This is a genomic window from Nocardia tengchongensis, assembly GCF_054781395.1.
In genome coordinates, this window is sequence record NZ_BAAGUM010000010.1 from 58,505 (window position 1) to 80,361 (window position 21,857).

A 21,857-nucleotide genomic window follows, 5' to 3' on the forward strand; every position below is an offset into this window, starting at 1 on the left:
CTGATGTTCGTACTGGACGACGACGAGAAGGCGATCGTCGAGACCGCCCGCTCCTTCGCCGACGAGCTGCTCGCGCCCAATGCCCTGGAATGGGACGAGCGCAAGCACTTCCCGGTGGACGTCCTGCGCAAGGCGGGCTCGCTCGGCCTGGGCGGCATCTACGTGCGCGAGGACGTGGGCGGCTCGCAGCTGCGGCGGCTGGACGCGGTGCGCATCTTCGAGCAGCTCGCCACGGGCTGCCCGTCGGTCGCCGCCTACATCTCCATCCACAACATGGCGACGTGGATGATCGACACCTACGGCGATGAGACGCAACGCAATCGGTGGCTGCCGGGCCTGACCTCCATGGATCTGCTGGCGTCCTACGCGCTGACCGAGCCGGGCGTCGGCTCCGACGCGGCGGCCTTGAGCACCAAGGCCGTTCGCGACGGCGACGACTACATCCTCAACGGCGCCAAGCAGTTCATCTCCGGAGCCGGGGCCAACGACGTCTACGTCATGATGGTCCGCACCGGAGCCGAAGGCGCACGCGGGATTTCGGCGCTGATCGTGCCCGCCGACACTCCGGGTCTCTCGGTCGGGCCGAACGAGCGGAAGATGGGCTGGAACGCCCAGCCCACCCGGCAGGTCATCCTCGAGGACGCCCGGGTGCCCGCCGCCAACCTGCTCGGCTCCGAGGGCGACGGCTTCCGCATCGCCATGAACGGGCTCAACGGCGGACGGCTCAATATCGCCGCCTGTTCGATGGGCGGCGCGCAGGCCGCGCTGGACCGCACCGTCGCGTACCTGGCCCAGCGCAAGGCCTTCGGCTCGCGACTGCTCGACAACACCGCCCTGCAATTCGAGCTGGCCGACATGCGGACCTCTCTGGAGGCCGCCCGCACCCTGCTGTGGCGCGCCGCGGCCGCCCTGGACGCCGACGCCCCCGACAAGGTGGAGCTGTGCGCCATGGCCAAGCGGTTCGCCACCGACGCCGGGTTCGAGGTGGCCAACAAGGCCCTGCAACTCCACGGTGGCTACGGTTACCTGGCCGAATACGGCATCGAGAAGATCGTCCGCGACCTGCGGGTGCATCAGATCCTCGAGGGCACGAACGAAATCATGCGGGTGGTCGTCGCCCGCTCGGTGGTAGGAGCAGCATGAGCGAAACGGTGAAAGAACCCGAGGTTCTGATCGAGACGCGCGACGGGCTCGGCCTGATCACGCTGAACCGGCCGCGGGCCATCAACGCGCTCAACCACCCCATGGCGCTGACCATCCTGGACGCGCTGCGGGCCTGGGCGGACGACGACGCGGTGCGCGCGGTGGTGCTCACCGGCGCGGGCGAGCGCGGGCTGTGCGCGGGCGGCGATATCGTCGCCATCCACAACGACGCCAAGGCCACGGTGGCACAGGGTGATTCGCCGCAGGTCGCGGCCAACTCGCCCAGTGGGAAGTTCTGGCGCGACGAGTACATCCTCAACGCCCTGATCAAGCGCTACCCCAAGCCGTACGTCGCGGTCATGGACGGCATCGTGATGGGCGGCGGCGTCGGCCTGTCCGGCCATGCCTCGCACCGCATCGTGACCGAGCGGTCCATGGTCGGCATGCCCGAGACCGGCATCGGCTTCATCCCCGACGTCGGCGGCACCTGGCTGCTGGCGCACGCGCCCGGCGAGATCGGCACCCACATCGCGCTCACCACCGCGCGCATGTCCGCCGGGGACGCCATCGCGGCCGGCTTCGCCGACCACTTCGTGCCCTCGGAGCACCTGCCCGCGCTGCTGGAGGCGCTGGGCAGCAGCGACGTCGAGGTGGCCATCGCGAAATTCGCGCAGCCCGCGCCGGTTTCGGAGTTCGTGGCTCAGCAGGACTGGATCGACTCCTGCTACAGCGCCGACACCGTCGAGGAGATCGTGCACCGGCTCGAGCTCGACGGCCGCGGCGAGGCCGCCAAGGCCGCCGCCGACGTGCTGTCGAAATCGCCGGTGGCGCTGAAGGTCACGCTGCGCTCGCTGCGCGACGCGCGCCGGGCCGCCGACCTCGAGCAGGCGCTGGACCAGGAATACCGGGTCTCCGTCGCCGCCCTCAACACCCACGACCTGGTGGAAGGCATTCGCGCCCAGGTCATCGACAAGGACCGCAACCCGCAGTGGTCGCCCGCCACCCTGGCGGGCGTCACCGACGCCGACGTGGACGCCTACTTCGGCGCGCTCGGCGATCGCGAATTGGGTTTGGCCGCAGCTAAGGACGAATGATGAGCAACAACACCAAGGTCGCGTTCCTCGGACTCGGCCACATGGGCGGGCCGATGGCCGCCAACTTGGTCGAGGCCGGATACGACGTCCTCGCCTTCGACCCCGCGCCCGCCGCGCAGGAGCAGGCCCGCCAGGACGGCGCGACCGTGGTCGCCACCGCCGCGGAAGCGGTCTCGGCCTCCGACATCGTGATCACCATGCTGCCCAACGGCCGCATCGTGCTCGACCTCTACGGCGACATCCTGCCGGCCGCCAAGCCGGGCACCCTGTTCGTCGACTGCTCCACCATCGACGTCGGCGACGCCAAGCAGGCCGCGGAACTGGCTGTCGCAGCGGGACATCGGGCCCTGGACGCCCCCGTCTCCGGCGGTGTGGCGGGCGCGGCGGCGGGCACCCTCACCTTCATGGTGGGCGGCGCGGACGCCGACTTCGCCGCGGCGCTGCCGCTGCTCGAGGTGATGGGCGGCAAGGTCGTGCACTGCGGTGGCGCGGGCGTCGGCCAGGCCGCCAAGATCTGCAACAACATGCTGCTGGGCATCTCCATGATCGGACTGTCCGAGGCCATCGTGCTGGGCGAGAAGCTGGGGCTCACCCACGACAAGTTCTTCGACGTGGTGTCCACCGCGTCGGGGCAGTCGTGGGCGCTGACCTCGTATTGCCCGGTGCCGGGACCGGTTCCGGCCAGCCCGGCCAACAACGACTACCAGCCCGGTTTCGCGACGGCTTTGATGAGCAAGGACCTCGGTCTCGCGGCGAACGCGCTGCGTGCCAATGGGGTCGACGGCCAGATCGGGCAGCTGGCGGCGGAGATCTACACCCGCTTCAACCAGGAAGAAGCGGGCAAGGACTTCTCCGCTATCGTCACCGATATCCGCAAGCGATCTGAAGGGGAGACGGCGTGACCGACTTCGAGACCATTCTGCTGGAGCGCAAGGGCCGCGTCGCCCTCATCACGCTCAACCGGCCGAAGGCCCTGAACGCGCTGAACTCGCAGGTGCTGAGCGACATCTCGGCGGCGCTCGACGAGCTCGAGAACGACAACGAGATCGGCGCGGTCGTGCTGACCGGGTCCGAGAAGGCCTTCGCGGCCGGCGCGGACATCAAGGAGATGCAGACCAAGTCCTACATGGACATGTTCGTGACCGACCACTTCGGTGGCTGGGACCGCGTCGCCGCGTTCCGCAAGCCGCTGATCGCCGCGGTCGCCGGCTACGCCCTCGGCGGCGGCTGCGAACTGGCCATGATGTGCGACCTGCTGCTCGCCGCCGACACCGCCAAGTTCGGGCAGCCCGAGATCAAGCTCGGCGTCATCCCCGGCATGGGCGGCTCGCAGCGCCTCACCCGCGCCGTCGGCAAGGCCAAGGCCATGGACCTGATCCTGACCGGCCGCAATATGGGCGCCGAGGAGGCCGAGCGCGCGGGCCTGGTCTCGCGCATCGTCCCGGCCGCGGAACTGGTCGCCACCGCCATGGAGGTCGCCGAGACCATCGCGTCCATGTCGCTGCCGTCGGTGATGATCGCCAAGGAAGCGGTGGACCGCTCCTTCGAGACCACCCTCACCGAGGGTCTGCGCTTCGAACGTCGCGTGTTCCACTCGCTGTTCGCCACCGACGACCAGAAGGAAGGCATGACCGCCTTCGTCGAGAAGCGCCCCGCGAACTTCACCAACAAGTGAGCGAATCGGCTACTCGCTGAAAGGGTTCGGAGACATGGTCTCCGAACCCTTTTGCTATCAGCCGTGTTTGGGCGGGCCGACGACTTCGACGGTCGGGGGTTTGCCGTCGGGGTGGGCTGCGCCGGTGTCCCGGTTCATGGCCAGCCCGCCGACGATGGTGCCGCCCAGCGTGGCGGTAACCGCCACCGCGGCAACGAGTTTGCGGCGGGAGACGGGGGAGTGGGGAACCTCTTGGCAGCTCGCGCCCGGTGTCAGATGGACACTGCGGATGCTGCGGGCGGAGGGGCGTTCGGCGGCCAGCAGGACCGCGCCGCGGGTGGAGACGAGATCCGGTTCGGGATCGTAGATCAACGGATAGCCCAGCTGTTGCTTCAGCTCGTCGCGGATGCTCTTGTTGCGGGTGCAGCCGCCCAGTAGAGCCAGGCCGGCGGGCCGGATGCCGGTCTCGTCGATCATGTGCCGGACGAAGGAGGCCGAGTGGTGGATGCCCGCCTCGACCAGTTCGGCGAAATCACTGCGGGTGATCACGATGCGCTGCCCCGAGATCGGGTCGCAGACGGCCAGCACGCGTTCGGAGGCCAGCGCCTCCTTCTGCCGGCGGGTATCGGCCAGGTCCAGGGTCACGCCGCCGCGGGTGAGCAGCCAGCGCAGCAGGGCGTCGTGGCCGTCGCCGCCCACGACGGTGCTGCGCTTGGTGGCGAGGACGGCATCGTTGCGGCAGTCGATCTGGGTGAGGGTCAGCCCGGACGCGCCGAGGTCGTACAGCAGGACCGAACCCTCGCTGGGTAGCTTCCGGGTGAATCGGAGATATCTGAGCTGGGCCACCGGCTCGTCGATGACGGTGAGGCGATTGCGGCCGGCGGCGGTGCGGATGGCCTCGGCCTGATTGCTGCTGCGGCAGGTCACCGCGATACCGGTGATGAACTCGTCGCGCTTGGCCGCCGACTTCCGCATCAGCCGGATGGCCTCGAAGACCGCCTCTTCCATGCTGCCGCCACCGGAGCGGCGCACCACCTGGCAGCGGTCGATGGGGGGCAGGTGCGGCTGGTCGGAATGGGTGAGCATGGCGCGTGCGCCAGCAGCGCCCGCCGACACCCCGAGGACCAGCACCATGCGCTCAATGGTGAACCTTTTGCGGGCCGAAGCCAAGACTATGACGCAGGAAATTGGCTGTCGGGTCGCTGGTTGGTTACTGGCCGGACCATCGGGTGGGCGAGCTACCCGGATCGAAGTCACCGGCGGTCTGCCGGAACTCCGCCAGCAATTGCAGCAGCAGCTGCAATCGTTCCGGCGCGAGACCGGTGTCGGCGAAAACCCGCCGGTTCAGTTCGGTGGTGGCCTTGGCCACCGATTCCCTTCCGGCATCGGTGATTTCGATGAGCGTTGCCCGCCGGTCACTGGGATGTGGCACACGCTTCACCAACTCCGCGGCCTCGAGCCGGTCCACGGTATTGGTGACCGAGGTGGGATGCACCTGGAGCCGGGCACTGGCCATCGCCATCGGCAGCGCGCCGGTCTTGCTGAAACTCAGCAACATCAGCAGTTCGTAGCGTGAGAAGGTCAAACCGGACGGCTTCAGCGCTTCGTCCACCCGCGCCATCACGATCTGCTGCGCCCGCACCAGTGACGTCACCGCCGCCATTCCGTCGGCGACCTCACCCCAGCCGTGTTCCGTCCACTGACGATGCGCCTCCTCGATCGGATCGAGTGGCAGCGGACGAGGACGGGACATGCCTCCGATCATCGCATGTCGCGCACCGCTCGGGCCCGCCCCATAGGAATCACGGTGATTCAAAACCTCGGCCCCGGGCCTGAACCGGCGCACCATGGAACTCGCCGATGCGGGTGTGACCGAGTGGCCAGGTGGCGGTCTGCAAAGCCGTGTACGCGGGTTCGACTCCCGCCGCTCGCTCCATCGGGGAACGCCTTCCGTGACCGTCACGGGAGGCGTTCTCGCTATTTCCCGTCGGTGGAGCAGACCTTCCAGACGCCGTTCTCCTTGCGCAGGTGCTCGTTGGTGGACCGCTTGCTGTCGGGGGCGCCCGGCAGGCTGAGCGTGCCCAGGGTGACCGCGGTGGCGCGCTCGCCGGTGACGGTGATGCCTTGGACCGCATCGATTTTCATCGACACCTTGCCCTGGTTCATGGCCTGCTTCTGGGCTTCCGGCAGCGCGTCGTACTGGGCCCGATCGCTCGCGCAGGTCTGGCCGACGGCCTGTGCGGCGCCGCCGGTGGCGAGGGTGCCGTAGAAGTCGCGCAGCGTGGTCTCGATCCGCTTGTCGTCGCTGGGGCCGGAGTCCTTGCCGTTCAACGTCATAGCGGTGGCGATCCCACCTCCCACGAGAACCGCGGCCGCTATGCCGATGCCGATGGTGATGGGGGTGCGCCTGTGCCGAGTCATCGACGGCAGACTACAGCGATTCGGCGTCGATCGGAGGGGTGGCATTTCAACCCGTGACGTGGGACTGTACGTTGGTTAGGCAAACCTCAGCGTCGAGTGGAAGGACGGTCATGACGGCGGCTCGATGGAAACTGGTGTCCGGCGCATTGGCGGCGATCGCGGTGCTCGGCGCGACCACGGCATGCTCCGGCTCGTCCGACGGCGACAACGAGATCGTGGTCTACAACGCGCAGCACGAATCCCTCACCAAGGAGTGGATCGACGCGTTCACCAAGGACACCGGCATCAAGGTGACCATCCGCAACGGCGGCGACACCGACCTGGGCAACCAGATCGTCGCCGAGGGCAAGAACTCCAAGGCCGACGTCTTCATCACCGAGAACTCCCCGGCCATGGCGCTGGTCGAGAACGCCGGCCTGTTCGCCGACATCGACAAGGACACCCTCGCGCAGGTGCCCGAGCAGTTCCGCCCCTCCACCGGCAAGTGGACCGGAATCGCCGGGCGCTCCACCGTTTTCGTCTACAACACCGCCAAGCTCCCCGCCGACCAGCTGCCCAAGTCGCTGCTGGACCTGGCGCAGCCGCAGTGGAAGGGCCGCTGGAGCGGCGCCGCCTCCGGCGCGGACTTCCAGGCCATCGTCGCCGCGCTGCTCGCCCAGAAGGGTGAGGACGCCACCCTCTCCTGGCTGAAGGGCATGAAGGAGAACGCGGTCATCTCCCAGAACAACACCACCGTCATGAAGGGCGTCAACTCCGGCCAGTTCGACGGCGGCGTGATCTACCACTACTACTGGTTCAAGGATCAGGCCAAGACCAAGGAGAACAGCAAGAACACCCAGCTGTTCTACTTCAAGAACCAGGACCCGGGCGCCTTCGTCTCGATTTCCGGTGGCGGCGTGCTGAAGTCGAGCAAGCACCAGAACGACGCCCAGAAGTTCCTGAACTACATCACCTCCAAGCAGGGCCAGCAGGTGCTGCGCGACGGCGACTCCATGGAGTACCCGGTGGCCTCCGACGTCGCCGCCAACCCGGCACTGCCGCCGCTGGCCTCGCTGGACGCGCCCAAGATCGATCCCTCGAAGCTGGACTCCAAGAAGGTCACCCAGCTCATGACCCAGGCGGGCCTGCTCTAGTCGTGACCGCTCGGACCGCTGTACCCACCCGGAACTCCGGGTCGACCCGGGTCGCGAAGGCACTCGCCTCGCGGCCCGGGTCGCTCGTCACCGTCGCCGCCCTGCTGATGGTGGCCGCCACCCTGGTGCCGCTGGGCTACATCGTGTCCACCCTCGTCGCCACCGGCTGGCACGAGACGGCCGAACTCGTCTTCCGCCCCCGCGTGGCCGAATTGCTGCGCAACACCGCCGAATTGGTGGTGTTCACGGTGCCGATCTGCGTCGTGCTCGGCGTCGGCCTGGCCTGGATCGTGGAACGCACCGACGTGCCCGGATCGGCCTGGTGGGGACCGGCCTTCGCCGCGCCCCTGGCGGTCCCGGCCTTCGTCAACAGCTACGGCTGGGTCAGCGCCGTCCCCTCGCTGCACGGATTGTGGGCGGGCGTGCTGGTCTCGACCGTCTCCTACTTCCCGCTGGTGTACCTCCCGGCGGCGGCCACCCTGCGGCGGCTCGACCCCGCCGTGGAGGAATCGGCCCGGGCCCTGGGCTCCGGGCCGATCGCCGTCTTCGCCCGCGTGGTGCTGCCGCAGCTGCGCCTGGCCACTCTCGGTGGCGGACTGCTGATCTCGCTGCACCTGCTCGCCGAGTACGGCGCGTTCGCCATGATCCGGTTCGACACCTTCACCACCGCCATCTTCCAGCAGTACCAATCCAGCTTCGCCGGAGCCGCGGGCAGCACGCTGTCCGGCGTCCTGGTGCTGCTGTGCCTGGTGCTGCTCGCGGCCGAGGCCGGGGTGCGCGGGCGCGCCCGCTACGCGCGGATCGGCGGCGGCGCGCAACGCGGCGTCCACCGAATCCGGTTGGGGCTGGGCGCGATTCCCATGCTCGTCGTGCTGCTCAGCGCGCTGGCGGGCACCCTGGGGGTACCGCTGTGGACGATCGGGCGCTGGCTGAAGATCGGCGGTGCGGGCGTGTGGCACAGCACCGAGATCGGCGAATCCCTCGGGCAGACGGTCGGTCTGGCCGCCACGGCCGCCGCGATCACGGTCGTGTGCGCCTTCCCCGTCGCCTGGGTCGCGGTCCGCTCCACCTCGCGGTTCGCCCGCGTCATCGAAGGCGCCAACTACATCACCAGCTCGCTGCCGGGCATCGTCATCGCGCTGGCGCTGGTGACCGTGTCCATCCGCTGGCTGCCCGCGTTCTATCAGACGGCCGCCACCATCCTGGCCGCCTACACCCTGATGTTCCTGCCGCGCGCCCTGGTCAGCGTGCGCGCCGGACTGGCCCAGGTGCCGGTCGGGCTGGAGGAGGCCTCACAGGCGCTCGGAAAATCCCCGGCCGCCACCTTCTTTCGCGTCACCCTGCGCCTGACCGCGCCCGCCGCCGCGGCCGCCGCGGCCATGGTGTTCGTGGCCGTGGCCACCGAACTCACCGCCACCCTGCTGCTCGCCCCCACCGGCACCAACACCCTCGCCATGCAGTTCTGGCAGCTGTCGGGCGAACTGGACTACGCCGCCGCCGCGCCCTACGCGCTGATCATGATCATCGCCTCGGTGCCGGTCACCTATCTGCTGTTCACCCAATCCAGGAAGGCGGCGGGATTGTGAGTCGTCTTGTCGTAGACCAGGTTCGCAAGAGCTTCGGGACCGGCGCACCGGTCCTCGACGGCATCGGCCTCGACGTGCCCGACGGCACCGCCACCGCGGTGGTCGGCTCCTCCGGCTGCGGCAAGACCACCCTGCTGCGGGTGATCGCCGGCTTCGAGAACCCCGACACCGGCACCGTGTCCATCGGCGGGGAAACCATTACCCGCGAAGGCTTCTCGGTGCCCTCGCACCGCCGCCGCATCGGCTACGTCGCCCAGGACGGCGCACTGTTCCCGCACCTCACCGTGGGACAGAACATCGCCTACGGGCTCGGCGGCGGCCTCGGCGCCCGCCGCAAGCACCGGCGGCAGGTGGCCGAACTGCTCGAGATGGTCTCCCTCGACCCGGCGTACGCCGACCGGCGGCCGCACCAGCTCTCCGGCGGACAGCAGCAGCGCGTGGCCCTCGCCCGCGCCATGGCCCGCAAACCCGCCCTCATGCTGCTCGACGAACCCTTCAGCGCCCTCGACACCGGACTGCGCGCCGCCACCCGGCAGGCCGTCGCCGAAACCCTGCGCGCCGCGGGCATGACCAGCATCCTGGTCACCCACGACCAGGAAGAGGCGCTGTCCTTCGCCGATCAGGTGGCCGTCATGTGCTCGGGCCGCTTCACCCAGGTCGGCACCCCCGAACAGGTGTACGCAGCCCCCGCCGATCTGTTCACCGCCGGATTCCTCGGCGACACCGTGCTACTCGACGCCAAAATCGGATCGGCCGGATCCGCCGAGACCGTCCTGGGCCGCCTGCCCGTGCAGGCCGATGCCCCGACCGGCGCGGGCGCGGTCATGCTGCGCCCCGAACAACTGCTGGCCCACGCGGCCACCGACGGCCGGGCCACCGTGCGCGCCCTCGAATTCCGCGGCGCGGACGTCATGCTCACCCTCGATCTCGACGGCCGCCCGGAACCCATCCAGGTCCGCCGGGTCAGCGTCGGCGCGCCCGCGGTCGGCGACCGGGTCGACCTCGAAGTCCTCGGCGCGGCAGTCGCTTTCACCTCCGAGCAGTGCGCGGCCGCGGGCCGCCCGGCCGGGAACGGCGCGGCCACCCTGCCGGACGCGGTCTCCGCGGTGTGAACGGCCCGCGCCACCAAGGAATGTGACCGAATGGTCTGGGGAGCACCTATATTGGCGCGGAGGCCGAATCACCGGCCGGCTCGTCCCGAAGGAGACCCCGTGCGCCGCACGCTGCTCGTCACATCCGTACTCGCCGCCGCCTGTGCCCTGGCGCCGTCGGCCGCCGCCGAGCCGCCCGCCGACCCGGCACTGAAGGTGCAGGCCGTCTACGGGACCGAGCAGTTCCCGATGGCCGGGGTGGCCGCCGACATCACACCCTGCGGCGGCGGCGCGAACCCGGCCACCATCACCACCGGCATCGACGGCTCGGCCGTCTACCCGGGCGCGCCCGGCTGCTACCGGGTCCAGATCAGCACCCCGGTCGGCTGCTCGCTCGACAGTGACGCCGCCCTCGAGGTCACCTCGGTCCCGGGCGTGACCCCGGTCGCGACCTTCCGCTTCCGCTGCGCCTGAGTTCTTCCCGGGCCCGCGCCCGCGCCTCCCTCGCAGTTTCGTGTGATCAGGCCGTAGTGTGACCGACTCCACATCTCAGAATTCCCACAGTTCGGGGCTGTTAGCCTCGGTCACACATAGCTGCTCGACATTGCTGTACGCGTAGGCGTCGCATCACCGAGGGAGTAGGTGACATATGGGCGCGAGAATCGCGTCGGCACACCCGCCGGGCATGGCCGCGCCCCTGTCGATCCGCCGCTACACGGTACCGATCGAGACGCTCGCGGCCCTGCTGGGCGCCGCCGTCGCGGGGCTGCTGCTGATGGCCCCCCTCGATCTCAACGGAACCTCCGGCAGCCCGGTGCTGCAATTCGATCTGCTGGTGCTCAATATGCCGCGGGCCGCGGCCGCCGGAGCCGCGCTGGCCGTGGTGTCCGCGGCGCTGGTGGTGGCGCTCGGGCGGCGCAGCGCCTGGATCACCTCCTGCGGCAGCGCGATGATGCTGCTGGTCGACCAGTTCTGGAACCGCGGCGCGCCCACCATGGACAGCCTGACCACCGCCAATTACATCGACTCCATCTTCGCCGGCATCCTGCTCGGCGCGCTCGCCGTGGCCGTCTTCGGCAAACCCCTTGCCACCGGGGCCTTCCTGGCCGGCGCCCTCGGCTCGATCCTGATCGGCGACCAGACCTCGCTGCCACCCGGGGAAGGCCACGGCAACCCGCTCAGCCAATTGGCTTCGGTCGGCACCCCGCCGGTGTGGCTGCTGCTGCTCACCGCGGTCCTGCTGGCCGCCGGAATCGTGCTGCAGCAACCCGATCCGGTGGCCGAGGGCGAGAGCACCGACCTGGCCATCGGCACCATTCTGTCCGCGCTGGTGGTGATCACCGCGACCGTACTGTCCACCGAATGGTTCGTGCGGCACGCGGGCACACCGCTGCAGATCGGCGCGGCGGTGGCCGTCACCGTGGGCGCGGGCATGACGGCGGCGCTGCTGCTGCCCGGCCGCGAGGGCACGCTGGTGCTGCTGGCGGTCGCGGTGGCCAACGCGGGCAGCGCGATCATCGCGGTGCCGCGGCCGGATTGGTCCGCGCCGTTCCCGGTCATCGCCCTGCTGGCGGGGCTGGCCGCCGGCCGCCGGTGGCGGTCGCCGTGGATCGCGCTCGCCGCGACCGGAGCCCTCGCGGTATTCGCGGCGGGCACCGCGGGCGTGGCACACCAGTATTCGGCGATCCCGGTGATCGGAGTCGCCGCCACCGGATTCGTCATCGGCCTCTGCTTCGGGGCGGTCGTGCCCAAGACCGCGGGCAGCGCCGTGGTGGCCATCGCGGTGCTGATCGTGCCGTGCCTGGTGGTCGCCCTGCGCGGCAGCGATTTCGGGCGAGTCGCGTATTCGCCGCGCTGGTACCGGGATCCGAGCGGCGTGGTGTCCGCGCTACCCGGCTGGGCGGCGCTGATCATCACGCTCGGCTGCGCGGCCGGGGTGTACCTGCTGTGGCGGATCCGGCCCACACGCACCGCCGCGGTCCTGCATGTCCGGCCGGATGAACCGCGTGCTGTCGTACCGCAGGGCTAGCCTGGCCTGATGGGCGAAAACTCACCGCGGGACCCGGTCGTGGATCTACTCGAACAGGCCATCGCGCAGATGGGCGACATCATCGCCGTCATCACGCCGGACCAGGCGACCTGGCCGACCCCGTGCGAGGACTGGCCGGTGCGGCGGCTGATCGACCACGTCATCGGGCAGATCCTGCGCGACTTCACCGTCTCCGCCCGCGGCGAGATGCCCGCATGGGGCGCCCCCGCCGAAGCGGTCGGTGACGACTGGGCCGTCGAGTTCGCCACCCGCGCACAACCACTGCTGGACCAGTGGCGGACCGCCGACCTGGACCGGCTGGTGCCCGGCATGGGCGGGGAGGCTCCGCTGCGCGGCCGCGCCGACCAGCAGATCGCCGAATTCGCCATGCACGCCTGGGATCTCACCCGCGCCACCGGCCAGGGCCGCGCCCTGGAGCCGGACCTCGCCGAACACGCGCTGGCCTGGTCACGGCAGGTGCTGAAGCCGGAATACCGCGGCCAGGGAAGGGCTTTCGGGCCCGAGTGGCCGATCGCCGCCGACGCGCCCGCCTACGACCGGCTCGCCGCCTGGTTCGGCCGCGACCCGGGCTGGACCCCGGGCCCGGACCAGAACTGAACGCCGAACCGGTCGCTCAGCGCCCGAAGCGGGAATCCACCCAGGCCAGAGCGTCATCGAACGAAGCGTCCAGCACGCCGCGGTGATCCGCGCCCGGGTAGACGCGATACTGCACCGGCTGCCCGCCCGCCCGCTGCTGCACCACCATGGCATCGGTGGCCGCGGCCGGGACGACGGTGTCGGAGCGGCCCTGCAGGACCAGCAGCGGCTGGGCGAAGGACAAAGTGCTGGGGTCGTTCTCGTTCAGCACCCGGGTCAGCGTGGCGGTGTCGCCGGCATGCGGGAAGACGTCCTCGGCGCTCAGTCCGCCCCAGGAATCCGGTTGCCGCAGTTGGCCGATGCAGCGGGTGTCGGCCTGATCCAGCATGGATTGCGCACGCGGCGTGAGAATTCGGGTGGTATCGAGATCGCTGACCGTCTGGGCGCCGCGAATGATCAAGGGCAGGAACGACACCGTGCCGCCGGTCAGCGGCGACACCGCGCCCGCCACGCCCGCCGTGGTGGCCAGCTGTGAGGCCTGTAGTCCGAGCCCCTGATGGGAGGCCGGGGCGAGCGCCACCGCACCCAGCAACTGGAGCTCCGGCGCCCACTGCTGGGCCTGCGCATCGGTGAAGACCGCGGCCTGCCCGCCCTGCGAATGCCCCATCGCGACCCACCGCGTCCCGACGTCCGGGTCGATTTGCCGTGCCGCCCTGGCCATGTCGGTGACGGCGCGCTGCTCGGCGGTCCCGATCAGATAGCCGTGCGGGCCGGGCGTGCCCAGCCCCTGATAGTCGGTCTGCGCGACCGCGTACCCGGCCGCCACCCACCGCTCCTGCACCCGGCGCACCATCGAGGTGTAGTCGTGGGCGGGGAAGTCGGGGGAGGTGTCCTGGGAGGGCGCGCACCCGTCGGCGACCCCGGTGGTGCCGTGCGCCCACGAGATCAGCGGCCAGCCGCCCGGCGGCGCGGTGCTGTCGGGCACCGCGAGGGTGCCCGAGACCGCCACCGGATTGCCCCGCATGTCGATCGAGCGGTACACCATCAGATAGTTGCGCGCCCCCGCCAGCGCGGGATCGCCTGTGAGCGGCCGCAATTGGATCACCGACCCGTGCGCCCCCGGAACCCGGTCCGCGGCCGGCGCATAGAACGAGGCATCGGTCGCCTCATCCGGCCGGACGGGCGTGGCGCCGACGGGAGCGGCCAGGGTCAGTCCCGCGATACCGGCGAGCACGGTGGCGAAGAATCCGGCGCGTGGGCGCGGGGCGTGCCGCGTCAGCTGTCCTGCACGAGCGCTCTCGTTCTCCGGCACCTCTCAGAAGATACCGGCTCGCCGGTGTTTCACACGGCAAGGCGGGGCCGCACGACATCGGTCGGAACGCGGTCCGGAACGCGCTCGCGGTGTCCGGCTGCCTCCTGCACAACCGGACACCGCGTGCACCCCACTACCTTCCCGCCCCGGCCCGCGAATCGGAATACAGATCGGTCACGATGGCACGATAAGTCAGTCGTCAGGTGGGCGAACGAGTAAGGCCCCGACCGTGGTTCACGGTCGGGGCCTTACTGTGGTGCCCTCGGCAGGAATCGAACCTGCGGCCTTCTGCTCCGGAGGCAGACGCTCTATCCCCTGAGCTACGAGGGCGGGGATGGTCCCGTCCGGTCTCCCGGTCGGGCGGGGAAAGCGTATCGCATCGGGTGCGCTGCGCCAAAAACCTGGATGGACCGGGCGTTTCTGTACGCCCGGTCCATCCAGATCAATTCATCGGCAGCGCCGCGACCTTGCGTTCGGCCAGCATCTGCGTCATCAGATCGGCCTCACCCTGCTGGGTCTTGGCCATGCTCGCGGCCAGCGAGCGCACCGCGTCGGTGTCGGCGCGCTGCTCGGCGTACTCGATCATCGGCATGCCGCCCTGATGGTGACGCAGCATGAGTTGCAGGAACAACGCGTCCAGGGCCGGGCCGGTGGCCTGACCGAGGGCCGCCATCTCCTGCTCGGAAGCCATGCCGGGCATGGTCTGCACCGCACCCATGTGCATGGCGGTGCCCGAATGCTGGTGTGCCGACATGTCGGTCATCCAGCCCATGTAGCCGTCGGGGGAGATGAGCGGCTTGTCCCACTGCTGCAGCCAGCCCTGCATGCGCCCGGCCTGATTGGCCTGCGTGGTCAGGATGTCGTAGGCCAGCCGCTTCACCGCGGGATCCGTGGACCCGGCCAGCGCCAGACTCGACATCTGCACCGCCTGCGTGTGGTGCACCGACATGTCCTGGGAGAAGCCGACATCCACGGCGCCGGGCGGCTCGGTCTGATGCCGCAACGGATTGCCGACCAGGATGCCGGCCAGGAAACCGGCGAGCAGCACCCCGACCACGCCGAGGATGGCCAGCAGCTGCCGCTGGTTGCGGCGCGGCTGCTGGGCGGGCTCGGCGGCGGGATCCGGCTCGGAGCTGCGATCGGGAACGTCGGCCATGAACGGCGGCACTACTGGGTCGGAGCCGGCTGCTCCGGCTGCGTCGGGCCGTCGGTCGGGGCCGGGATGGTCGGAATGCCGCCGGGCAGGCCGGAATCGGTGGGCGCGCCGGGGGTTTCACCGGGCAGGCTCGGGATGCCGCCGGGGAGGCCGGGGATGCCGCCGGCGGGCATGCCGGGGATGCCCGGGGTGGCGCCGGGGGACTCGTTCTGCGCCTTGGTCGCACCGGTGCCGTCCATCGGGACCGCGTCGGGGCCGGGCGCGCTCGCGTCGAACGGCGGCGGGTTGTCGGTCTTGAAGGTCGGGTTCGCGCAGTCCGCGCCGACCTCGGGGTAGGCGTACTGGTTCAGGCGCAGCGCGGTGATGAACTGGGTGATGCGCTTGTCGTCGGAGCTGTTCAGCTTCAGCTGGTGGCCCCACGACTGCAGCGAGATCGGCGAATCCAGGCCCGGGTACGGCGACATCAGGCTGTACGGCTTGCCCTTGACCTTGGCCGCGAGCGCGTCGACGCCCGCCTTGTCGACCTTGTCCGGGTTATAGGTGATCCAGACCGCGCCGTGCTCGAGCGAGTGCACCGCGTTCTCGGTGCGGATGGCAGTCGGGTACACCACGCCGGTGCACGCCGCCCACGAGCCGTCGTGCGGACCGCCGAAGGGCGGGGCCTGGTCGTAGGCCACCCGCTGGGTGCCGGTGATGTGGAGCCCGGCCGGGTACTCCTTCTTCACCACGCCCGAGATCTGATCCGAGGGATCCTTCTTCTGGGCGGAGGGGGTGTACTTGCTCTGCTCCTGCTTGTCCTGGATCTTCGGGACCAGCACCCAGGCGATGCCGCCGATCAGGGCGAGGACGCAGACCACGGCCCCGATCATGAGCCAGGGGATCTGGCGTTTCCCGCCCAGGCCGCCGCCTCCGCCGCCCTTGCGGGACGCTCCGGCGGACTTGCCCGCTGCCTTGATGGCTTTGGCCGACTTGGCACTGGTCTTGCTCGGCATGCTTGTTGTGCTCTTTTCGACGTGTCGGACAATCAAACGACGCGGCCGCATCGTTTGCTGGGCACCTGCCCGGTGGTGCCCGCTCGCGGCGTTCACCTGCTCAGACCATAGGATAGTGACTCGTGACTCCAGCTGACCTTGCAGATCTCCTTCGTGCTACCGCGGCGAAGGTACTTGTCGAACGTGGATCCGACCCTGCGGTCCTGCCCGACGAGGTCAAGGTGGAGCGTCCCCGCAACCCCGAGCACGGTGACTATGCCACGAATGTGGCCATGCAGGTAGGGAAGAAAGCGGGAATGAATCCCCGCGAGTTCGCAACTTTGCTGGCCGACGCGCTGACCGCCGCCGAGGGCATCGACGTCGCCGAGGTCGCGGGCCCCGGCTTCCTCAACATCCGGCTGGCCAAGTCCGCGCAGGGCGCGATCGTGGCGAAGATCCTCGAGGCGGGCGCGAACTTCGGCACCGCCGACACCCTCGCCGGCACCAAGATCAACCTCGAATTCGTCTCCGCCAACCCGACCGGCCCGATCCACCTGGGCGGCACCCGCTGGGCCTCGGTCGGCGACGCGCTGGGCCGGATCCTGGCGTCGCAGGGCGGCGACGTCACCCGCGAGTACTACTTCAACGACCACGGCGCGCAGATCGACCGCTTCGCCAACTCGCTGGTGGCCGCCGCGCTGGGGCAGCCGACCCCCGAGGACGGCTACGCGGGCGACTACATCGACGACATCGCCGACACCGTCGTGAAGGCCAACCCGGGCGTGCTGGAACTCCCGGAGACCGAGCGCCACGAACTGTTCCGCAGCGCGGGCGTCGAGCTGATGTTCACGCACATCAAGAAGACGCTGCACGAATTCGGCACCGACTTCGACGTCTACTTCAACGAGAGCTCGCTGTTCGCCTCCGGCGCGGTCGAGAAGGCCCTGGACGAACTGAAGGCCTCCGGCAACCTGTACGAGAAGGACGGCGCCTGGTGGATCGCCTCCACCGAGTACGGCGACGACAAGGACCGCGTCGTCATCAAGAGCGACGGCAACTCCGCCTACATCGGCGGTGACATCGCGTACTTCCAGAACAAGCGCTCCCGCGGCTTCGACCTGTGCATCTACATGCTGGGCGCCGACCACCACGGCTACATCGGGCGTCTGAAGGCCGCAGCCGCGGCGTTCGGCGACAACCCCGACACCGTCGAGGTGCTGATCGGCCAGATGGTGAACCTGGTCAAAGACGGTGCCGCCGTTCGCATGTCGAAGCGCGCCGGCACCGTCGTCACGCTCGACGACCTGGTCGAGCAGATCGGCGTGGACGCGGCCCGCTACTCGCTGGTGCGGTCCTCGGTGAACTCCAGCATCGACATCGACCTGGACCTGTGGACCCGCCAGGACAGCGAGAACCCGGTCTACTACGTGCAATACGCGCACGCCCGCACCAACCAGATCATCGGCAACGCCGCCGCCTTCGACTACGCCTCGGTCGCACCGGATTTCGCGCTGCTCACCGATGCCCGCGAAGGCGAGCTGATCCGCACCCTCGGCGAGTACCCGCGCGTGGTGGCCACCGCCGCCGAGATGCGCGAGCCGCACCGCGTGGTCCGCTACCTCGAGGAGCTGGCCGGCGCGTACCACCCCTTCCAGTCCGACAAGACGCTGCGCGTCATCCCGCAGGGTGACGACATCGTCACCCCGCTCAATGCCGCCCGGCTCGAGCTGGTCAAAGCCACCCGTCAGGTTCTCGCCAACGGCCTCGGCCTGCTAGGCGTCAGTGCTCCGGAGCGTATGTAGATGAGTGCCCACCCCGCCGGTCCCCGCCACGCGGACATCCCGCACGCCCCCACCCTGGCCGAGCGTCCCAGCGCGCCGGCGCAGATGATCGAGCTGCCCGCGAACGTGTGGCCGCGCAACGCCTCCCGCGACGCCGACGGCGTGGTGCGGCTGGCCGGTGTGCCGGTGCACGAGCTGGCCGCCGAGTACGGCACCCCGGTGTTCGTCATCGACGAGGACGACTTCCGTTCCCGCTGCCGCGACATGGTGCGCGCCTTCGGTGACGGCTCGCGAGTCCACTACGCCTCCAAGGCGTTCCTGTGCGGCGAGATCGCGCGCTGGATCCGCGACGAGGGCCTGCACCTGGACGTGTGCTCCGGCGGCGAGCTGGCGGTGGCGCTGCACGCCGGTTTCCCGGCCGAGCGAATCGCGCTGCACGGCAACAACAAATCGGTGCCGGAACTGGAGCTGGCGGTCGAGGCCGGCGTCGGCGACGTGGTCGTCGACTCGCTGATCGAGATCGAGCGCCTGGAAGCCGTGGCCAAGCGCGCCGGCAAGGTGGTCGACGTGCTGGTGCGCGTCACCGTCGGCGTGGAAGCCCACACCCACGAATACATCTCGACCGCGCACGAGGACCAGAAGTTCGGGTTCTCCATCGCGGGCGGCGACGCCATGCAGGCCATCGCCCGGGTCTTCGAATCCGACAACCTGCGCCTGGTCGGCCTGCATTCGCACATCGGCTCGCAGATCTTCGAGATCGACGGCTTCGAGATCTCCACCCGCCGCATGCTGGGCCTGCTGCGCGAGGTCACCGACAAGTTCGGCATGGAGCGCGCCGAGCAGATGAAGATCCTGGATCTCGGTGGCGGCCTGGGTATTTCGTACCTGCCGCACGAGGACCCGCCCGCCCTGGAGGACTTCGCGGCCAACCTGCGCCGCATCGTCGCCGAGGAGGCCGAGCGGGCCGGGCTGCCGGTGCCGACCATCGCGGTCGAGCCGGGCCGCGCCATCGCCGGCCCCGGCACCGTCACCCTCTACGAGGTGGGCACCATCAAAGATGTTGTGCTCGACGGCGGCAATCGCCGACGCTATGTGAGCGTCGACGGCGGCATGAGCGACAACATCCGTCCGGCCCTCTACCAGGCCGAGTACGACTGCCGGTTGGTCTCGCGTTCCAGCGAGGCCGGACCGGTGGTGGCCCGGGTGGTCGGAAAGCATTGCGAGAGTGGGGATATCGTCATCCGCGATACCTGGCTCCCGGCCGATGTGGGCCCGGGCGACCTGGTGGCGGTGGCCGCGACCGGCGCGTACTGCTACTCGATGTCGAGCCGATACAACCTGCTCACCCGGCCCCCCGTGGTCGCTGTGCAGGACGGCAAGGCGCGCTTGATCCTCCGCCGTGAAACGGTGGAGGACCTACTCAGCTTGGAGGTGAAGGCATGACCGAGGCGAACAACGCCAAGAACGGCGTGTGGGGATCTGATCACCCGATCGGTGTCGCGGTCCTCGGCATGGGCACGGTCGGTACCGAAGTGGTCCGCATCATTCGTGACCACGCCGACGACCTGTGCAACCGAGTGGGCGCGCCCGTCGTGCTGCGCGGTGTCGCGGTGCGGGACCTGAGCAAGGATCGCGGTCTCCCGGCCGACATGCTGACCACCGACGCCCAGGCCCTGGTGACCCGCGACGACGTCGACATCGTGGTCGAGGTCATGGGCGGCATCGACCCGGCCCGCGCCCTCATCGCCGCGGCCCTGAACTCGGGCAAGTCCGTGGTCACCGCCAACAAGGCGCTGCTCGCCGACTACACCGGCGAGCTGGCCGCCGCCGCCGAGAACCACCGCGCCGACCTCTACTTCGAGGCCGCCGTCGCCGGGGCCATCCCGGTGGTGCGCCCGCTCATCCAGTCGCTGTCCGGCGACCGGGTGAATCGCGTGGTCGGCATCGTGAACGGCACCACCAACTTCATCCTCTCGGCCATGGCCGAGACCGGCGCCGACTACGACGACGTGCTGGCCGAGGCCACCCGCCTGGGCTACGCCGAGGCCGACCCGACCGCCGACGTCGAGGGCTACGACGCCGCCGCCAAGGCCGCGATCCTGGCCTCGGTCGCCTTCCACACCCGAGTCACCTCCGGCGACGTGTACCGCGAGGGCATCTCCAAGATCACCTCCGAGGATCTGGAGACCGCGGCGGCCGTGGGCTGCACGGTGAAGCTGCTGGCCATGGCCGAGCGCGTCACCGACGAGGGCGGCAAGGAGAAGATCTCGGTGCGCGTCTACCCGGCGCTCATTCCGCGCAAGCACCCGCTCGCCGCGGTCAGCGGCGCGTTCAACGCCGTGGTCGTGGAGGCCGAGAACGCCGGCCGCCTGATGTTCTACGGTCAGGGCGCCGGCGGCGCTCCCACCGCGTCGGCCGTGATGGGCGATCTGGTGATGGCTGCGCGCAACAAGTTCTACGGTGGCCGCGCGCCGGGCGAATCGGTTTATGCTGAGTTGCCGATCGCTTCGATCGGCGACACCCCGACCCGCTACCACGTGAACCTGCAGGTAGCCGACCGCACCGGCGTGCTGGAAGCGGTCGCCGGGGAATTCGCCAAGCACAGTGTGAGCATCTCGACGGTCCGCCAGGAGGGACACGACGAGGGTGCGCGCCTGGTTGTGGTGACCCACCACGCGCTGGAGTCCGCGCTGGCGGATACCGTTGCCGCATTGGCCGAACTGGACTCCGTCACGTCCGTGACCAGTGTTCTGAGATTGGAAGGCACCGAGGAATGAGTGCAACCGCACGCGCTGCTGCACCTGTGCACACGCCGTGGCCGGGCTTGATCGACGCGTATCGCGACCGGCTCGCGATCCCCGCCGACTGGAAGGCCGTCACTCTCTTCGAGGGCGGCACCCCGCTGGTGCCCGCGCATCACCTCTCCGAGCTGACCGGCTGTGAGGTGTACCTCAAGGTCGAGGGCGCGAACCCGACCGGCTCGTTCAAGGACCGTGGCATGACCATGGCCATGACCGACGCCAAGTACACCGGCAAGAAGGCCGTGCTGTGCGCCTCCACCGGCAACACCTCGGCCTCGGCCGCGGCGTACGCCACCCGCGCCGGACTGCACTGCGCGGTGCTGATCCCGTCGGGCAAGATCGCCATGGGCAAGCTGGCCCAGGCGGTCATGCTGGGCGCCAAGATCATCCAGGTGGACGGCAACTTCGACGACTGCCTGGAGCTGGCCCGCAAGGTTACCTCCGACTTCCCCGAGGTCGGCCTGGTGAACTCGGTGAACCCGGCCCGCATCGAGGGCCAGAAGACCGCGGCCTTCGAGATCGCCGACGCGCTGGGCAAGGCCCCCGACGTGCATGTGCTGCCGGTCGGTAACGCGGGCAACATCACCGCGTACTGGAAGGGCTACAGCGAGTACTTCGCCGACGGCGTCACCGCCTCGCGCCCGCGCATGCTGGGCGTGCAGGCCGCCGGCGCCGCGCCGCTGGTCTACGGCGCTCCGGTGCCGAACCCGGAGACCATCGCCACCGCCATCCGGATCGGCGCGCCCGCGTCCTGGAACCAGGCCGTGGCCGCCAAGGAGGAGTCGGGCGGCGCGTTCCGCGCGGCCACCGATGACGAGATCCTCGCCGCGTACCGCCTGGTCGCGGCCAAGGAAGGCGTCTTCGTGGAGCCCGCCTCCGCCGCGTCGGTCGCCGGTCTGCTGGCCGCGCGCGCCGAGGGCTGGCTGGATTCCGGCCTGACCGTGGTGTGCACGGTGACCGGCAACGGTCTCAAGGATCCGGACAACGCGCTCAAGGGCATGCCCGAGGTCAAGCCGATCGCGGTCGACCCGGTCGCGGTGGCCCACGAACTCGAGCTGGCCTGAGTTGACCGCGCGCGATGCTCAGCT

Annotated in this window: 20 protein-coding genes and 2 tRNA genes; 15 read left to right on the forward strand and 7 right to left on the reverse strand. The window is 69.7% G+C overall.

Features of this window, described 5'->3' with window-relative positions:
* Nucleotides 1-3 precede the first annotated feature (3 nt).
* From ACYVKL_RS24360 to ACYVKL_RS24375, 4 genes are read left to right on the forward strand one after another with little or no spacing between them, the layout of a single operon-like run.
* Nucleotides 4-1,143, forward strand: a complete 1,140-nt coding sequence (locus ACYVKL_RS24360) for an acyl-CoA dehydrogenase family protein (RefSeq protein WP_379173905.1) — start codon at nucleotides 4-6, stop codon at nucleotides 1,141-1,143.
* Nucleotides 1,140-2,237, forward strand: a complete 1,098-nt coding sequence (locus ACYVKL_RS24365; RefSeq protein WP_379173904.1) for an enoyl-CoA hydratase/isomerase family protein — start codon at nucleotides 1,140-1,142, stop codon at nucleotides 2,235-2,237. Before ACYVKL_RS24360 ends, ACYVKL_RS24365 begins: the two co-directional genes overlap by 4 nt.
* Nucleotides 2,237-3,139, forward strand: coding sequence for a 3-hydroxyisobutyrate dehydrogenase (mmsB, locus tag ACYVKL_RS24370; protein WP_379173903.1), 903 nt, complete (start codon nucleotides 2,237-2,239; stop codon nucleotides 3,137-3,139). The genes ACYVKL_RS24365 and mmsB overlap by 1 nt, the downstream gene beginning before the upstream one ends.
* On the forward strand, nucleotides 3,136-3,912 hold the full coding sequence (locus ACYVKL_RS24375; RefSeq protein ID WP_213557769.1) for an enoyl-CoA hydratase: 777 nt from the start codon (nucleotides 3,136-3,138) through the stop codon (nucleotides 3,910-3,912). The genes mmsB and ACYVKL_RS24375 overlap by 4 nt, the downstream gene beginning before the upstream one ends.
* A gap of 57 nt (nucleotides 3,913-3,969) precedes the next feature.
* On the opposite strand, the gene ACYVKL_RS24380 is transcribed toward ACYVKL_RS24375, so the two are convergent.
* Together ACYVKL_RS24380 and ACYVKL_RS24385 are read right to left on the reverse strand one after the other, a co-directional pair.
* Nucleotides 3,970-5,025: a hypothetical protein gene (locus ACYVKL_RS24380; RefSeq protein ID WP_379173902.1), complete on the reverse strand. Its 1,056-nt coding sequence runs from the start codon at nucleotides 5,023-5,025 to the stop codon at nucleotides 3,970-3,972.
* Between the two features lie 76 nt (nucleotides 5,026-5,101).
* Nucleotides 5,102-5,644, reverse strand: coding sequence for a MarR family winged helix-turn-helix transcriptional regulator (locus ACYVKL_RS24385; protein WP_379173901.1), 543 nt, complete (start codon nucleotides 5,642-5,644; stop codon nucleotides 5,102-5,104).
* Nucleotides 5,645-5,753: 109 nt separating this feature from the next.
* Here ACYVKL_RS24385 and ACYVKL_RS24390 point away from each other — a divergent pair.
* Nucleotides 5,754-5,827 (forward strand) — tRNA-Cys (locus tag ACYVKL_RS24390).
* 41 nt (nucleotides 5,828-5,868) lie between these two features.
* Here the strand turns inward: ACYVKL_RS24390 and ACYVKL_RS24395 are convergent.
* Nucleotides 5,869-6,312, reverse strand: coding sequence for an Rv0361 family membrane protein (locus ACYVKL_RS24395; protein WP_379173900.1), 444 nt, complete (start codon nucleotides 6,310-6,312; stop codon nucleotides 5,869-5,871).
* Nucleotides 6,313-6,422: 110 nt separating this feature from the next.
* Here ACYVKL_RS24395 and ACYVKL_RS24400 point away from each other — a divergent pair, with 110 nt between their 5' ends.
* The 6 genes from ACYVKL_RS24400 (at nucleotide 6,423) to ACYVKL_RS24425 (ending at nucleotide 12,769) form a co-directional block, all read left to right on the forward strand.
* Complete coding sequence (locus ACYVKL_RS24400) at nucleotides 6,423-7,445, forward strand: iron ABC transporter substrate-binding protein (protein ID WP_379173898.1); 1,023 nt, start codon at nucleotides 6,423-6,425, stop codon at nucleotides 7,443-7,445.
* A gap of 2 nt (nucleotides 7,446-7,447) precedes the next feature.
* Complete coding sequence (locus tag ACYVKL_RS24405) at nucleotides 7,448-9,031, forward strand: ABC transporter permease (RefSeq protein WP_379173896.1); 1,584 nt, start codon at nucleotides 7,448-7,450, stop codon at nucleotides 9,029-9,031.
* Nucleotides 9,028-10,143 (forward strand): ABC transporter ATP-binding protein, encoded by a 1,116-nt coding sequence (locus ACYVKL_RS24410; RefSeq protein WP_379173895.1) that lies wholly within the window; start codon nucleotides 9,028-9,030, stop codon nucleotides 10,141-10,143. Before ACYVKL_RS24405 ends, ACYVKL_RS24410 begins: the two co-directional genes overlap by 4 nt.
* A 99-nt stretch (nucleotides 10,144-10,242) precedes the next feature.
* On the forward strand, nucleotides 10,243-10,596 hold the full coding sequence (locus tag ACYVKL_RS24415; protein WP_379173893.1) for a hypothetical protein: 354 nt from the start codon (nucleotides 10,243-10,245) through the stop codon (nucleotides 10,594-10,596).
* Nucleotides 10,597-10,771: 175 nt separating this feature from the next.
* Nucleotides 10,772-12,151, forward strand: a complete 1,380-nt coding sequence (locus ACYVKL_RS24420) for a hypothetical protein (protein ID WP_379173891.1) — start codon at nucleotides 10,772-10,774, stop codon at nucleotides 12,149-12,151.
* Between the two features lie 9 nt (nucleotides 12,152-12,160).
* On the forward strand, nucleotides 12,161-12,769 hold the full coding sequence (locus ACYVKL_RS24425; RefSeq protein WP_379173890.1) for a TIGR03086 family metal-binding protein: 609 nt from the start codon (nucleotides 12,161-12,163) through the stop codon (nucleotides 12,767-12,769).
* A 16-nt stretch (nucleotides 12,770-12,785) separates the two neighbouring features.
* Here ACYVKL_RS24425 and ACYVKL_RS24430 read toward each other — a convergent pair whose 3' ends face one another.
* The 4 genes from ACYVKL_RS24430 to ACYVKL_RS24445 all read right to left on the reverse strand — a co-directional run bounded on the left by ACYVKL_RS24430 (nucleotide 12,786) and on the right by ACYVKL_RS24445 (nucleotide 16,208).
* Nucleotides 12,786-14,060: an alpha/beta hydrolase family protein gene (locus ACYVKL_RS24430; RefSeq protein WP_379173889.1), complete on the reverse strand. Its 1,275-nt coding sequence runs from the start codon at nucleotides 14,058-14,060 to the stop codon at nucleotides 12,786-12,788.
* A 254-nt stretch (nucleotides 14,061-14,314) separates the two neighbouring features.
* A tRNA-Arg gene (locus ACYVKL_RS24435) sits at nucleotides 14,315-14,390 on the reverse strand.
* Between the two features lie 112 nt (nucleotides 14,391-14,502).
* Nucleotides 14,503-15,216 (reverse strand): DUF305 domain-containing protein, encoded by a 714-nt coding sequence (locus ACYVKL_RS24440; RefSeq protein ID WP_379173888.1) that lies wholly within the window; start codon nucleotides 15,214-15,216, stop codon nucleotides 14,503-14,505.
* Between the two features lie 11 nt (nucleotides 15,217-15,227).
* A complete protein-coding gene (locus ACYVKL_RS24445) occupies nucleotides 15,228-16,208 on the reverse strand; it encodes a DUF3105 domain-containing protein (protein ID WP_379173887.1) in 981 nt (326 codons plus the stop codon).
* A 122-nt stretch (nucleotides 16,209-16,330) separates the two neighbouring features.
* Here ACYVKL_RS24445 and argS point away from each other — a divergent pair, with 122 nt between their 5' ends.
* From argS to thrC, 4 genes are read left to right on the forward strand one after another with little or no spacing between them, the layout of a single operon-like run.
* Complete coding sequence (gene argS / locus ACYVKL_RS24450) at nucleotides 16,331-17,989, forward strand: arginine--tRNA ligase (protein WP_379173886.1); 1,659 nt, start codon at nucleotides 16,331-16,333, stop codon at nucleotides 17,987-17,989.
* Nucleotides 17,990-19,411 (forward strand): diaminopimelate decarboxylase, encoded by a 1,422-nt coding sequence (gene lysA, locus ACYVKL_RS24455; protein ID WP_379173885.1) that lies wholly within the window; start codon nucleotides 17,990-17,992, stop codon nucleotides 19,409-19,411.
* Nucleotides 19,408-20,745, forward strand: a complete 1,338-nt coding sequence (locus ACYVKL_RS24460) for a homoserine dehydrogenase (protein ID WP_379173884.1) — start codon at nucleotides 19,408-19,410, stop codon at nucleotides 20,743-20,745. Before lysA ends, ACYVKL_RS24460 begins: the two co-directional genes overlap by 4 nt.
* Nucleotides 20,742-21,833 (forward strand): threonine synthase, encoded by a 1,092-nt coding sequence (gene thrC / locus ACYVKL_RS24465; RefSeq protein ID WP_357202988.1) that lies wholly within the window; start codon nucleotides 20,742-20,744, stop codon nucleotides 21,831-21,833. The genes ACYVKL_RS24460 and thrC overlap by 4 nt, the downstream gene beginning before the upstream one ends.
* Nucleotides 21,834-21,857: the final 24 nt, after the last annotated feature.

Excerpts from the sequence above, each read along its gene's own strand:
- ACYVKL_RS24445 (WP_379173887.1), bottom strand. The coding sequence starts at position 16,208 with ATGCCGAGCAAGACCAGTGCCAAGTCGGCCAAAGCCATCAAGGCAGCG.
- thrC (WP_357202988.1), top strand. The coding sequence starts at position 20,742 with ATGAGTGCAACCGCACGCGCTGCTGCACCTGTGCACACGCCGTGGCCG.
- ACYVKL_RS24420 (WP_379173891.1), top strand. The coding sequence starts at position 10,772 with ATGGGCGCGAGAATCGCGTCGGCACACCCGCCGGGCATGGCCGCGCCC.
- lysA (WP_379173885.1), top strand. The coding sequence starts at position 17,990 with ATGAGTGCCCACCCCGCCGGTCCCCGCCACGCGGACATCCCGCACGCC.
- ACYVKL_RS24425 (WP_379173890.1), top strand. The coding sequence starts at position 12,161 with ATGGGCGAAAACTCACCGCGGGACCCGGTCGTGGATCTACTCGAACAG.
- ACYVKL_RS24365 (WP_379173904.1), top strand. The coding sequence starts at position 1,140 with ATGAGCGAAACGGTGAAAGAACCCGAGGTTCTGATCGAGACGCGCGAC.
- ACYVKL_RS24385 (WP_379173901.1), bottom strand. The coding sequence starts at position 5,644 with ATGTCCCGTCCTCGTCCGCTGCCACTCGATCCGATCGAGGAGGCGCAT.
- ACYVKL_RS24360 (WP_379173905.1), top strand. The coding sequence starts at position 4 with ATGTTCGTACTGGACGACGACGAGAAGGCGATCGTCGAGACCGCCCGC.
- mmsB (WP_379173903.1), top strand. The coding sequence starts at position 2,237 with ATGAGCAACAACACCAAGGTCGCGTTCCTCGGACTCGGCCACATGGGC.
- ACYVKL_RS24440 (WP_379173888.1), bottom strand. The coding sequence starts at position 15,216 with ATGGCCGACGTTCCCGATCGCAGCTCCGAGCCGGATCCCGCCGCCGAG.
- ACYVKL_RS24460 (WP_379173884.1), top strand. The coding sequence starts at position 19,408 with ATGACCGAGGCGAACAACGCCAAGAACGGCGTGTGGGGATCTGATCAC.
- ACYVKL_RS24380 (WP_379173902.1), bottom strand. The coding sequence starts at position 5,025 with ATGGTGCTGGTCCTCGGGGTGTCGGCGGGCGCTGCTGGCGCACGCGCC.
- ACYVKL_RS24395 (WP_379173900.1), bottom strand. The coding sequence starts at position 6,312 with ATGACTCGGCACAGGCGCACCCCCATCACCATCGGCATCGGCATAGCG.
- ACYVKL_RS24400 (WP_379173898.1), top strand. The coding sequence starts at position 6,423 with ATGACGGCGGCTCGATGGAAACTGGTGTCCGGCGCATTGGCGGCGATC.